Annotated in this window: 10 protein-coding genes; 5 read left to right on the top strand and 5 right to left on the bottom strand. The window is 73.5% G+C overall.

Going from position 1 to position 12776, the window contains the following annotated elements; genetic code table 11:
• Nucleotides 1-31: 31 nt before the first annotated feature.
• Genes OHA65_RS05955 through OHA65_RS05945 form a run of 3 tightly spaced genes read right to left on the bottom strand, consistent with a single transcriptional unit; the run spans nt 32 to nt 2965 of the window.
• The gene (locus OHA65_RS05955) at nt 32-1288 is read right to left on the bottom strand and encodes a Tm-1-like ATP-binding domain-containing protein (RefSeq protein ID WP_405761450.1); all 1257 of its coding nucleotides are present in this window, start codon (nt 1286-1288) and stop codon (nt 32-34) included.
• A gap of 48 nt (nt 1289-1336) precedes the next feature.
• Nucleotides 1337-1804, bottom strand: a complete 468-nt coding sequence (locus OHA65_RS05950; RefSeq protein ID WP_327282062.1) for an NUDIX domain-containing protein — start codon at nt 1802-1804, stop codon at nt 1337-1339.
• A gap of 57 nt (nt 1805-1861) precedes the next feature.
• Nucleotides 1862-2965, bottom strand: coding sequence for a cation diffusion facilitator family transporter (locus tag OHA65_RS05945; protein WP_405761447.1), 1104 nt, complete (start codon nt 2963-2965; stop codon nt 1862-1864).
• 161 nt (nt 2966-3126) lie between these two features.
• Between OHA65_RS05945 and OHA65_RS05940 the strand changes: the two genes are divergently transcribed.
• From OHA65_RS05940 to OHA65_RS05930, 3 genes are read left to right on the top strand one after another with little or no spacing between them, the layout of a single operon-like run.
• The gene (locus OHA65_RS05940; RefSeq protein WP_405761444.1) at nt 3127-5496 is read left to right on the top strand and encodes an FHA domain-containing protein; all 2370 of its coding nucleotides are present in this window, start codon (nt 3127-3129) and stop codon (nt 5494-5496) included.
• 6 nt (nt 5497-5502) lie between these two features.
• Nucleotides 5503-6201, top strand: a complete 699-nt coding sequence (locus OHA65_RS05935; protein ID WP_405761441.1) for a hypothetical protein — start codon at nt 5503-5505, stop codon at nt 6199-6201.
• Nucleotides 6201-7175: a serine/threonine-protein kinase gene (locus OHA65_RS05930; protein WP_405761438.1), complete on the top strand. Its 975-nt coding sequence runs from the start codon at nt 6201-6203 to the stop codon at nt 7173-7175. The genes OHA65_RS05935 and OHA65_RS05930 overlap by 1 nt, the downstream gene beginning before the upstream one ends.
• Here OHA65_RS05930 and OHA65_RS05925 read toward each other — a convergent pair.
• Entirely contained in the window at nt 7165-8454 is a 1290-nt protein-coding gene (locus OHA65_RS05925) for a streptophobe family protein (protein WP_405761435.1), read from the bottom strand. The two genes, OHA65_RS05930 and OHA65_RS05925, sit on opposite strands and share 11 nt — an antisense overlap.
• 174 nt (nt 8455-8628) lie before the next feature.
• On the opposite strand from OHA65_RS05925, the gene OHA65_RS05920 reads away from it, so the two are divergent.
• Nucleotides 8629-9894 (top strand): DUF6777 domain-containing protein, encoded by a 1266-nt coding sequence (locus OHA65_RS05920; RefSeq protein WP_329312824.1) that lies wholly within the window; start codon nt 8629-8631, stop codon nt 9892-9894.
• Between the two features lie 52 nt (nt 9895-9946).
• The gene (locus OHA65_RS05915) at nt 9947-12016 is read left to right on the top strand and encodes a SpoIIE family protein phosphatase (protein ID WP_327282055.1); all 2070 of its coding nucleotides are present in this window, start codon (nt 9947-9949) and stop codon (nt 12014-12016) included.
• 80 nt (nt 12017-12096) lie between these two features.
• Here OHA65_RS05915 and OHA65_RS05910 read toward each other — a convergent pair whose 3' ends face one another.
• On the bottom strand, nt 12097-12771 hold the full coding sequence (locus OHA65_RS05910; protein WP_329312822.1) for a DUF4328 domain-containing protein: 675 nt from the start codon (nt 12769-12771) through the stop codon (nt 12097-12099).
• Nucleotides 12772-12776: the final 5 nt, after the last annotated feature.

The following is a 12776-nucleotide window of genomic DNA, read 5'->3' as shown; positions in this document are numbered from 1 at the left end:
TTCCCAACCTGGCGGGGCGTCTCACCGGTGTTCAGGCCGCGGCCCGCGCGGCGCCGATCATGGCGTGCAGCCGGTCGGCCGCCGCCCGCCCGAAGGCCGGGTCGTTGATGTGGGTGTCGTAGTCGTAGAGCCGGGCGGAGCTGCCCCGCAGCCCCTCGCGCAGCGCCGAGAACAGGGCCCGGTCCGCGTCCGGGTCATGGTAGGTGCCGCCCGGCGCGCCCAGCGTGGACAGTCCGCGGAGTGGGACGCACACGGCCGTGGGGCCGGTCGCCGCACGGAGTCTGGAGGCGACCCGGCGGCCCAGCTCCGCGCATTCGGAGCGGGTCGTGCGGATCACCGTGACGGACGGGTTGTGCACGTGGACCCGGCGGTAGCGGGCCCGTTCGGGCAGGGTCTCCAGCGGGCCGAACTTCACCATGTCCAGCGCCCCCAGGCTCACCACCTGCGGAATCCCGGCCCGCCCGGCGGCGCTGAGCCGGTCGGGGCCGGCGGTGAGGATGCCGCCGCACAGGTCGTCGGCGAGCTCGCTGAGCGTCAGGTCGAGTACGCCGGCGAAGATGCCCTGCCCGGCCAGGGTCTCCAGGGTGCGGCCGCCGGTCCCGCTGGAGTGGAAGACCAGCACCTCGTAGCCGAGTTCCGTCAGCCGTTCGCGGGCGGCGTCCACACCCGCCGTGGTGACGCCCGCCATGCTCGCCGCGACCAGCGGGCGGGAGCCCGCGCCGAGTCTGGCCGGGCGGCGCAGCTCCATCGAGGACCGCTCGAAGGCCTTGGCCATCCCCGCGGCCGCCTCGACCGCGTTCGCCAGGACCGGCGCGGAGATGCTGTTGATCCCCGCGATGTCCACCACGCTGTACATCATCGCGATGTCCGAGGATCCGACGTACGGGGCCACGTCCCCGGACGCCATGGACGAGACCATCAGCTTCGGCACGCCCAGCGGTAGGGCGCGCATCGCCCGGGTGGCTATGGAGGTGCCGCCGCTGCCGCCTATGGCGAGCACCCCGTGCAGCCGTCCTTCGGCGTGCAGGCGTAAGAGCGTCGCCTCGGCGCCGTTGGCCATCGCGGTCACGGCCGCACCCCGGTCGGCGGCCGTTCGTAGGTCCGACAGTTCCGTTCCCGCTGCCCGGGCCACCGCTTCGCGCGGTATGTCCGCGGGCACCCGGGGATCGCCCATGATTCCTGTGTCGACCATGATCACTTCGACGCCGGTGCGCAGCAGCCTCTCGCGCAGCCAGCCGTACTCGACACCCTTGGTGTCCAGGGTTCCCACCAGCACGACGTTCGTCATATGTGCAATGTCCAGGCAGGTGGGGTTTGTTGGCAAGTCAAGGTCGGGTCAACCTCGCGGCAACCCCAACAGCCTCTCCAGGAAAGGAATTTGAGAGGGAATCAGTTTGGTTTCGGCCATGGGCGGAGCGAACCAGGCCACCCGGTCCAGCTCGGGGAACTCCTGCGTCCGGCCCGAGTGCGGAGGCCACTCCATCGTGAACGTCCCGGGCACCATCAGCGCCGGGTCGAGGTCCGCCCGCACGGCCCAGATCGTCACCAGCTTGCCGTTCGGGATCCGCAGCTCGCCGAGCGGGAGGTAGGGGCCCTCCGGCGGCGGCAGGCCGATCTCCTCCGTGAACTCGCGGCGGGCCGCGTCGAGCGGGGTCTCGTCGGCCTCGTACTCACCCTTGGGGATGGCCCAGGCCCCGTCGTCCTTGTGCTCCCAGAACGGGCCGCCCATATGGCCGAGGAGCACCTCGATGCCGTCGTCCGCCGTGCGGAACAGGAGCAGTCCGGCGCTGCGCTTCTGCGTCATGCGTCCATGTATGCCCCGCCGAGCGGCCGGTCAGTGCGGCGCGTGCCGGCCGGCCGGTCAGTGGTCGTGCGGGCCCTGGCGGTGCACCGGGCCGTGCGCGTCCGCGCAGTGCGGGTCGGCCGGGTCCTCGCCGTGGCGGCCGACGCTGAGCAGCGCCTCCTGTACGTGGTCCACCTGGAGGGTGGTGTGGGTGATCCCGTACTCCTTCTCCAGCAGCCGCTCCAGGTCGCGGCGTACGGCATGGCAGTCACCGGCCGGTTCGACGAGGACGTGCGCGGACAGCGCCGCCTGACCGGAGGTGATCGTCCAGATGTGCAGGTCGTGCACCTCGGTGACCGGCGGGTGCCCGACCAGCCGGTCGCCCACCGCGTCCGGGTCCATGTGGGCCGGTGCGGCCTCCAGGAAGATCCGGCCGGACTCGCGGACCAGCCCGTAGCCCGCCTTGATCATCAGCGCCACGACCACGAGGGTGGCGATGGCGTCGGCCTGGACGAATCCCGTGGTGAGCACGATCAGACCGGCGACGGCGGTGCCGATGAAGGCGAACAGGTCGTTCAGTATGTGCTGGTAGGCGCCCTCGACGGCGAGCGAGGAGCGGTTCGCCCTGGAGATGCACCACGCGGCGGCCACGTTCACGACGATGCCCGCGAGCGCCGTCACCAGGACCAGCCCGCCCGCCACCGCCGGTGGGTCGAGCAGCCGCCGGACCGCCTCGTACGCCAGCCAGACCGCGAGGAGGATCAGGGTGAGCCCGTTGGCCTGGGCGGAGAGTATCTCCGCGCGCTTGAGGCCGTACGTGAACCCGCCGCGCGCCGGTCGGGCGGCGAGCCGCATCGCGATCAGCGCGAGGACGATCGAGACGGCGTCGGTGAGCATGTGGGCGGCGTCCGAGATCAGGGCCAGGGACTGCGCCACGATGCCGATGACCACCTCGACCGCCATGAACGCGCCGATCAGGCCGAGCGCGATGGCCAGCCAGCGCCGGTCGGCGTCCGCGGAGACGCCGTGGCTGTGACCGCCGTGGCCACCGCCGTGGCCACCGCCGTGGCCACCGCCGTGGCCACCGCCGTGGCCACCGCCGTGGCCACCGCCGTGGCCACCGCCGTGGCCACCGCCGTGGCCGTGGTCGTGGTCGTCGTGCGCGTGGTCGTGCCCACTCATGGCGTCCCCCGTGTGTTCGGTTCCGACGGGTGAAGTGAAGCGCACCGTGACGCAATGGGCAAAGGCTGCAACGGGGACCGTTGTCATTACCCATAAGAGGTCTCTGACCTGCGGTGATGTCGATCCCTGCCGAGCGGGGCGGATCGTGGGAAAATCTGCTCATGGTCCAGCGCCCCGGTGTGTCGACCGCGCCCGAGCTCGTCCTGGAGACCGACACGGGCACCACCGCGATGGTCCCGGGCCGGACGTACCACGTCGGCCGGGACCCCCTCTGCGAGGTCTGCCTCGACGACGCCCGAGTCTCCTGGCACCACGCCCTCCTGCGCCCCGACGGCGACCACTGGACCGTGGAGGACGAGAACAGCACCAACGGCACCTGGGCCGACGGCCACCGCATCCACGAGTGGAGCGTCGGCGCCGGCAGCGAACTCCGCTTCGGCAGCGCCGCCGACGGCCCGCGCGCCCTGCTCCTCGGACCGGCCCCGGCCGCCCCTGCCGCCCCGATCGGCGGCTCCCGCCCGTCCTCGGTGTCGCACCCCTCCCTGACCGGCACCTTCCGCCGGCCCACCGCCGTGCGCCCGCTGCCCGCCCGGACCGCCGTGCGCATCGGCCGCTCCTCCGAGAACGACCTGGTCATCGACGACCTCGTCGTCTCCCGCCAGCACGCCGAACTGCGCGCCCTCGCCGACGGCACGTACGAGATCGCCGACCTCGGGAGCCACAACGGCACCTTCCTCAACGGCACCCGTACCGACCGCGCCCCCGTCACCGAGGGCGACATCATCGGCATCGGCCACACCGCCCTCTGCCTCATCGGCGACCAGCTCCAGGAGTACGTCGACACCGGCGAGGTCTCCCTCGACGTCCAGGACCTCGCCGTCGCCGTCGACCACGGCCGCAAGACCCTCCTCGACGACGTCTCCTTCCCCGTCGGCGCCAAATGCCTGCTGGCGGTCGTCGGACCCAGCGGAGCCGGCAAGTCCACCCTCCTCGGCGCCCTCACCGGACTGCGCCCCGCCGACCACGGCACCGTCCTCTACGACGGCCGCGACCTCTACCGCGACTACGCCGAGCTGCGCAGCCGCATCGGCCTCGTCCCCCAGGACGACATCCTGCACGCCCAGCTCACCGTCCGCCGCGCCCTCACGTACGCCGCCGAACTGCGCTTCCCGCAGGACACCGCCCCCGCCGAACGCCAGGCCCGCGTCGACGAGGTGATCGGCGAACTGGGCCTGCGCCAGCGCGCCGACCAGCCCATCCACAGCCTCTCCGGAGGTCAGCGCAAACGCGTCTCCGTCGCACTCGAACTGCTGACCAAGCCGTCCCTGCTGTTCCTGGACGAGCCCACCTCCGGCCTCGACCCCGGCATGGACCGCTCCGTCATGCACATGCTGCGCGGCCTAGCCGACGACGGCCGCACCGTCATCGTCGTCACCCACAGCGTGCTCAGCCTCGACGTCTGCGACCGGCTGCTGGTCCTCGCCCCGGGCGGGCGCATCGCCTACTTCGGACCGCCCGACGCAACCCTCGGCTTCTTCGGCTTCGCCCAGTGGCCCGAAGCCTTCGAAGCCTTCGAGAACGAGCAGGACCGGGACTGGGCGGGGGAGTACCGCAGCTCCCCCCAGCACCGCAGGTACGTACGGAACGCCGCGCGGCAGCCCCGGCCGGATGCGGACCGGTCCGCCACGGCCGCGTTCGCCGCCCCACCGCCCAAGGCCCAGAGCTGGGGCTCCCAGCTCTCCACCCTGATGCGCCGCTACGCCGCCGCCCTCGGCGCGGACCGCACCTTCCTCGTCATCATGATCGCGCTGCCGTTCGTCATGGGAGCCATGGCCCGCGCCCTCGCGGGCAGCAGCCTCACGCAGGAGACCGCGATCAACGCCCTGCTCATCCTGTGCGTCGGTGGCGTACTGACGGGCGCCGCCAACGCCGTGCGCGAGCTGGTCAAGGAACGCGTCATCTACCAGCGGGAACGGGCCGTCGGACTGTCCAGATCCGCCTACCTGATGTCCAAGGTGATGGTGCTCGGCGCCGTCACCGTCGCCCAAGCCGTGGTGCTGACGCTGGTCGGACTCTACGGAGTCGACACCAACGCCCCGGGCGGCAAGGGAGTCTTCCTGCCACCCCTCGTCGAAATCACCCTCGCCGTCGCCCTGCTGTCCTTCACCGCCATGATGCTCGGCCTGCTGGTCTCCGCCCTAGTCCGCAAGGAGGAGGTCACCATGCCGCTGCTGGTCCTCCTCGCCATCGTCCAGGTGGTCTTCTGCGGGGCCCTGCTCCAGCTCGACGGCGTACCCGTCATCGGACAGCTGGCCTGGCTGGTTCCCTCCCGGTGGGCGCTCGGCGCCATGGCCGCCACCATCGACCTCGGCGCGATCGTGCCCGGCAAGATCACCGACGACCCGCTCTTCGCACACAGCCCGGGGGTGTGGCTGCTGGACATGGGGATGCTGGTGGCCCTGTCCGTCCTGTTCGGGGTGCTGGTCCTGCGGCTGCTGCGCCGCCACGAACCCGCGATCATGCGGAAGTAGGCGCCGATGACGAGCCCGTCCGGTCCCGCCGCCTTCCACCCGACCCACGTGGTTCCCCGGGAGGGGCTGCCCGCCTGGGAGGAACCCGACGTCTCCCGGCCGACCGTGGCCCTGGACCCCTTCCTGCCCGTGCAACTGCTGACCCGGCGCGGGGAGTGGGGGGAGATCCTGTGCGCCAACGGCTGGTCCGCCTGGGTGGACGGACGCCTCCTGGTCGCCGTCCCCCGGCCCCCACCGGCCGGCGGACTACCGCCGACGCGCACGGAGGACCCGCTGCCACTGCTCGCACGGGGCGCCGAGGCCCTGGAGCGCTACCGGCGGGCCGTCGCGGAACTCGCCTCGGGACGCGCCGACACCGGGGCCTTCCGGCGGGCGACCCGGGGACTGCGGGCCGGCATCGTGGTCGACGGGGAGTCCGTCTGGCTGTACGACGAGGCCACCGGGCACTGGATGTACGGGGACGGGTCGCGCCTGACGACCTACGCGGTCGACGCGGGCCCCGGGGAACCGGCCGAGGCACAGCCGCAGGAGCCGCACGAGCCGCAGGACCGCGAGGCGGACAACGGTACCGACGCGGCGGCCGGTACCGACGCCGCGGCCGGGGCCGGCGTGCGGGCGGACCCGGCGCGGGCCCCGGCAGCCGGCCGGGAAGCCGGACACGAGCCGACGCAGGTCGTCACTCCACCCGAGGGCGGAGGGCGGTGATGGCCGCCGGGTCACCGGGCGGGCGGCCGTCCGACCTGCTCGGGAAGCAGATCGCCGGGTACCTGGTGGAGAGCGAGATCGGCCGCGGCGGCATGGCGGTCGTCTACCGGGCGCGGGACCTGCGACTGGACCGGCAGGTCGCCCTCAAGCTGCTGGCGCCCGAACTCGCCCGCAACGACACCTTCCGGCAGCGTTTCGCCCACGAATCGAAGGTCGCCGCGGCGATCGACCACCCGCACATCGTCCCGGTCTTCGAGGCGGGCGAGACCGACGGGCTGCTGTACATCGCGATGCGGTACGTCCCCGGGCAGGACCTGCGCGCCCTGCTGGACCGCACCGGGCCGCTGCCGGTGGAGACCGCCGCCCGGATCGCCGGCCAGGTGGCTTCGGCACTGGACGCGGCGCACGACCACGACCTGGTGCACCGGGACGTGAAGCCGGGAAACATCCTGGTCGCGGAGGGAACGGACAGCGAGCACCCCGAGCACGTCTACCTGACGGACTTCGGACTGACGAAGAAGTCGCTGTCGCTGACGGGGTTCACGAGCGTGGGGCAGTTCGTCGGCACCCTGGACTACGTGGCGCCCGAGCAGATCTCCGGCAAGCCCGTGGACGCACGCTGCGACGTCTACAGCCTGGGCTGCGTCGTCTACGAGACGCTGACCGGGGGCCCGCCGTTCCAGCGGGACGACGACATGGCCCTGCTGTGGGCCCACCAGTACGATCCGCCGCCCCCGGTCAGCTCGCGGCGGCCCGGTCTGCCGGCAGCGGTGGACGAGGTACTGGCCAAGGCGCTGGCCAAATCCCCGGACGACCGGTGGGGCAGCTGCCTGGAGTTCACGGCGGCGCTGCGCCGGGCCGGAGCGCAACCGGCTCCGCCGGCCGCCGAGGAGCCCGCGCCCCCGCTCCCGCCGCAGCCTCCGCACTGGGCGCTGCCGGTGTTCCGGGGCGGGGCGGGCGGGGTCACCGGCTGACGGTCTCGGGGGGCGCGACGACGAGGCCGCGGCGGTGGACCGGGCGGGCCAGGAGCGCGCCGAGGAAGCCCGCGAGTGCGCCCCAGACCAGGGCGAGGCCCACGTTGCGCCACAGCAACGGGCTCAGCTCCACCTTGCCGCCGAGTCCGCCGACGTCGCCGATGCCCAGCACGGACAGGCCGAACCGGGCCTGGACGCCGGCCAGCAGGCACACCATCAGGACGGCGAGGGCGAGGGCCACGCCCAGGTGGAGCGCGTGCTGCCAGGCGCGGACGCCGGCCGGGGAGCGCACGGCCGCCAGGAAACCCGCGCCGAGCAGCAGCACGGCGGCGACGGCCACCAACCACCAGGCCCGGGAGTCCCGCTGCGCGAGGGAGGCGACGTCGACCCGCGACGTGTTCGACCCGCGCAGCACATGGTCGAGCAGCTGCGGCATCGGCAGCCCGAACGGCCCCTCGACCTTGCCTTCCCAGGCTCCGCCGAGGCCCAGGGTGAGCGCGGGCCAGACCAGGTTCGGCAGGCCGAGCAGGAGCACGGCGAAGGTCCGGTCCGCGTGCCCGTGCGTGGCGGCCACCACGAGCCCGATGCCGATGCCGAGCACGACGTACGCGAGGAGCAGGACCACGGTGGCGAAGGCGGCGGGCCGAACCGCCGCGTGGAAGCGGACCAGCCGGGCCGGGAGGGGCGCGCGCCGCGAGACCAGCAGGGCGACGAGCAACAGGCCCAGGATCCACAGCAGCCCGAAGAAGAGGGTCGCGGGCAGCGCCGCCCGGAAGCCGACCGTCGGGGAGGCGTCGAGGAGTTCGCCGATGTCCGCGATCGGCGAGTCACCGGTGGCGATGCCGAAGCTCTGGCGGGCGAGGAGCGCGGCGCCGGTGAGGGCGAGCAGCCAGAGCACGACCAACGGGACCGCCTGCGCGAGGAGTTCCCGTGGTCGGGCCACGGCCCGGTTGTGCAGGGGGCGCAGGAAGAGCGCGCCGGCCGTGAGGGCCCCTGCGAGGCTCACCGAGAGCGGGAGCGCGGACAGGCTCGCGTCGGCCTCGGCGAGGATGCCGGCCCCGCCGGTCACCTCGACCGATCCGCCGGTCGCCAGCACGACGACCGCCGCGACCACCCGGGGGAACGCGCCGTCCGGCAGGGCGGTCGCTCCCGCGCAGGCCAGACCCGCCGCGGCGACGGCGGTCATCACCACGAAGGCAGCCACGACGGCGACGAGGGCATCGCGCCACGCCCTCGCGGCGCCGCCGGGTACCGGACGCGGTGACGACGGACTGCTCACGCTGCAACCGTAGGCACGCTCCGCTTGCCGCCACCACCTGAACGGCGCAGACAATGGGCCGCAAGAGTGCGAGAAATGCCCAGATTTCTCTATATGCGATACGTGTAGGGGATGGGGGGCGAGCTGCGGAACGTCCGCAGGGACCGGAACTCCTCCGCCTGGGAAGAAGAGCCCGTGACCACGCAACCCTCCGGCCCCGGCCAGGATCCGCAGCAGCCGACGCAGGCCTCGCAGCCCCCGGCGGAGCGCCCCACCGGTCCTCCCTCCGGTCCCCTCTCGGGCGGCCGCCAGGGCCCGCCGCCGACGCCGCCGCCCGCTCCGCCCCGGCCGCCCGGAGGTCCGCCGTCGGGGTCGGCCGGTCCACCCGACAAGGGGCCCTGGTGGCGGTCCGTACCCCGGTTGGCCACCGTGCTCGTCGCGGTGGCCGTCGCCGTGGTCCTGGCGGTGGTGCTGACCCGGCACGACCGCTCGCCCGCCTCGCACGGAGAGGTGTTCCTCCAGCCCGTCTCCGCGACGGGCCCGGACCCCTTCACGGAGTCCACCGCGGCCAAGGAGGCCGTGCCGCCGCCCCGGAGCCCGGAGCCGTCACCGAGCGGCGCGGAGTCCCCCGCCACCGCCACGCGCAGCATCAGCGGTTCGGCGCCGGGCCTGTACGGCGGCACCCTGGACGTGGCGAGCTGCGACGTCGAGAAGCAGGTCAGGGCGCTGTCCGCCGAGCCCGCCAAGAACGGCGCGTTCGCCTCGGTACTGGGCATCCGGCCGAAGTCCGTACCCGGCTACCTGCGCTCGCTGACCCCGCTGCAGCTGCGCGCGGACACCCGGGTCACCAACCACGGCTACCGCGACGGCAAGGCGACGGCCTACCAGGCGGTGCTGCAGGCCGGGACGGCGGTCCTGGTCGACGGCCGGGGGGTGCCGCGGGTGAGGTGCGCCTGCGGCAACCCGCTCGGCGCCCCGGTCGCGCTGGAGCCCGACCCGAAGCGGCACGGGCAGCCGTGGAGCTCGTACCAGCCGTCGGAGGTGGTGGTCGTCGCGCCGGCGGCGACCGTCGTCGACAAGTTCGTGGTCTACGACCACCGCGACGGGCGCTGGTTCGCCCGGGACCGGGGCGACCACCGGGGCGAGCGCGACAAGCCCGTACCGCCCCCGGTGGTCCAACCGGCCCCGCTCACGCCCGCGCCCACACCCACGCCCACGCCCATGCCCACACCCACGCCCTCACCCTCACCCCCACCCACGCCCTCTGCTCCTGCGAGCTCCCCGGTGCAGCAACTCCGGCCCACGCCCTCGCCCACCCCGTCCGGGCCGGCAGGCGAGCCGTCCGCGACGCCGGCGCCCACACCGCCGCCGTCGTCCGAGCCGCCGTCCAAGCCCGCGCCGCCCTCGTCGGGGAACCCCTCGCAGTCCTTCTCGCCGGCCGCCGCCGACGGGACCGGGTAGCCCCGGGCGGCTTGTGCGGGCACAGGTCGGGGAACGGTGAGACCCTGGCTGCATGGCCGAAAGGGGAGCGAGCCCCGAGGTCGACTGGCCCGCGCAGCCGGACATGAGCCTCGCGCTCAACCGCATGGGCACCTTCGACTGGGACCTCAACAGTGGGCAGATGCATCTGGACCCCACCGCCCTGAGGGTCCTCGACCTGCGCCCGGAGGAGTTCAGCGGCACCCCCGAAGGGCTGCGGGCCCGGGTGCAGCCCGGCGAGGAGGTCCGGCTCGACGCCCGGGTCGCGCAGGCGCTCAAGGACGGCCGGAGCCACTACGGGGCGTACGTCCGCACCCGCGACCGCGGCGGCGCCCCGGGCTGGACCCACATCCAGGGCCACATCCTGCGCGACGCGAACGGCCGTCCGTACCGGATCATCGGCATCCTGCGCGACGCCGCCCACGATCCCGGCGAGCCGGGCGCCGGCGGGGAGCAGGCCGAGGGGCGGCGCCGGATGACCGGCGTCGTCGAGCGGACCAGCGCGATCCTGGCCCACGCGCGCACCGTCAACGACGTGACCGACGTCCTGAAGGACCCCGAGGCGCTCGGCCATTTGGGCGCGGTCAGCGTGATGCTCGGCATCGTCGACGGCGGCCGGATCCACCTCGTCGCAGAGGGGCAGCTCGGCTCGTACGTCCGGGAGATCGAGTACACCCGCATCGACGCCCGGTTCCCGATGAGCGAGGCCGTACGCAACCTCCAGCCGGTCTTCATCGCCTCGCGCGAGGTGTTCCAGCGGAGCTACCCGGAGCTCTGGCCGTACATCGAGCCGCTGTCCGTGCGCAGCGGCGTGTACCTGCCGCTGATCGCCCAGGGCCGGGCCATCGGCGCGCTCGGGCTGCTGTACCAGCGCGACGGCGATTTCACCGCCGAGGAACGGAACCTGCTCGTCGCGCTCGGTAGCGGCATCGCGCAGAGCCTTCAGCGGGCGATGCTCTTCGAGCAGGAGCACGACCTGGCGGAGGGCCTCCAGCGGGCCATGCTGCCGCGCCGGATCCCGGAGGTGCCGGGCGCGCAGATCGCCGTGCGGTACCGGGCCGCCCGGATGGGGCGGGACATCGGCGGCGACTGGTACGACGTGGTCCCGCTCGGCGACGGCCGCGTCGGGGTGATGATCGGGGACGTGGAGGGCCACGACACGGACGCGGCGGCCGTCATGGGCCAGCTGCGGATCGTCCTGCGGGCGTACGTCGCCGAGGGGCACACCCCGGGCACGGCCATGGCGAGGGCCTCGACGTTCCTGCGGGAGCTTGAGACGGAACGGTTCGCCACCTGTACGTACGCCGAGATCGACCTGACCACCGGCATGCTCCAACTGGTCCGCGCCGGCCACCTCGACCCGGTGGTGCGGCGCGGCGACGGCAGCTGCCACCGGGTCCAGGTGGCCGGCGGACTCCCGCTCGGGCTGCCGCAGCGCGAGCAGGCGGGGGCCGGCTCCGGATACCCGGTCACCAGCCTCGAACTGCACCCCGGCGACACCCTGGTGCTGTGCACCGACGGTCTCCTCGAACGGCCGGAAGGCGCCCCCGAGGCGGGCATGCGCGAACTCATGGAAGCGGTCCGCAGCGGACCGGTGGACGTCGAGGAGCTCGCCGACGTCCTGTGCGACCTGGTCGGGGACGCGGGCGCCGGGGACGACATGGCCCTGCTCCTACTGCGCCGCCGCGGCACGCCCACCCCGCGCGGCGGCGGTCCGCTACGCCTGCGGCTCACCCCGGGCGACCCCGAGGGCCCGGCGATGGCCCGCCACCTGATCCGCGCGGCGGTGGCGGCATGGGGAGCCAGGGAGCGGGCCGACGAGATCGAACTGGCGGCGGACGAGCTGATGACCAACGCCCTCGTGCACACGGACGGCGGCGGCCACGTCAACGTACGGCTGACCCGGGAGGGCCGGATCCGGATCGAGGTCGAGGACTCCAGCAGCGCCCTGCCGCAACGGCGCGAGGCCGGCGACTGGGCGGTGTCGGGGCGCGGCCTGCTGCTGGTGGACCGGCTCGCGAAGGACTGGGGCGTGGAGCCCCGGGGCAGCGGGAAGTGCGTGTGGTGCGAGTTCGCCGTCCCGGTACGTGCGGCGGCGAACTGAGGCGCCTGCCGGGCCGAAGGGGGCGTCCGGTCGCCCGCCCCCTTCGGCGAGACGCCGGCGCGGACCCGCTGGGCGGGGGATCAGACCGCCGCGTTCGGGCCCTGCGCCGCCTTGACGGTCTGCAAGGCCGTCAGCCTGCGGACGAAGACGATGGCGAAGACCGCGGCGGCGACCGTGCAGAGGCCGGACGCGACCCCCACGGCGGACGCGTCGCGCAGCGCTTGTGGCGTCCCGGCCTGCTGGTAGAGCCTGCTGAAGATCCGGTCGAGGACGAGCGAGCCGACCCACAGTGCCCACCAGGCGTTGACGGGCGCGTTGGAGACCTGGCGGAAGGAGCCGTCGGGTGCGAACTGGGTGCTGGCGGTCCAGATCTCCTTGGCGGTCCGGAACGGCAGGAAGAGGTTGCCGATCGGGATGAACCAGGCGCCGATGGCCCAGCCGCGGGTCTGGGAGAACGCGTCGGGGCGGAAGATCTCGCCGTTCACGCGCACACGGTGGAACCAGACGACGAAGACGACCGCCGTCGCCACCATGATCAGGTTCTGTAGGACGCTGGCGACCGTGGTCAGGTCGTCCCCCTGGCGCAGAGCGTGGTCACCGACGGCCGCCGGATCGGCGATCACGCTCGTCATGAGCGAGAAGAGGTACGCGCCGATGCCCGCCGCGAACAGGTTGACCGCACCCGCGACCGACAGCATCGCGGTGACCGCGACCGCCAGGCCGCGCGGCGACCGCAGCACGTCGCCGCCGGACAACGGAA

This window comes from Streptomyces sp. NBC_00045, from assembly GCF_045041095.1.
Lineage (GTDB): Bacteria > Actinomycetota > Actinomycetes > Streptomycetales > Streptomycetaceae > Streptomyces.
This window is presented reverse-complemented; position numbering and strand designations above follow the sequence as displayed.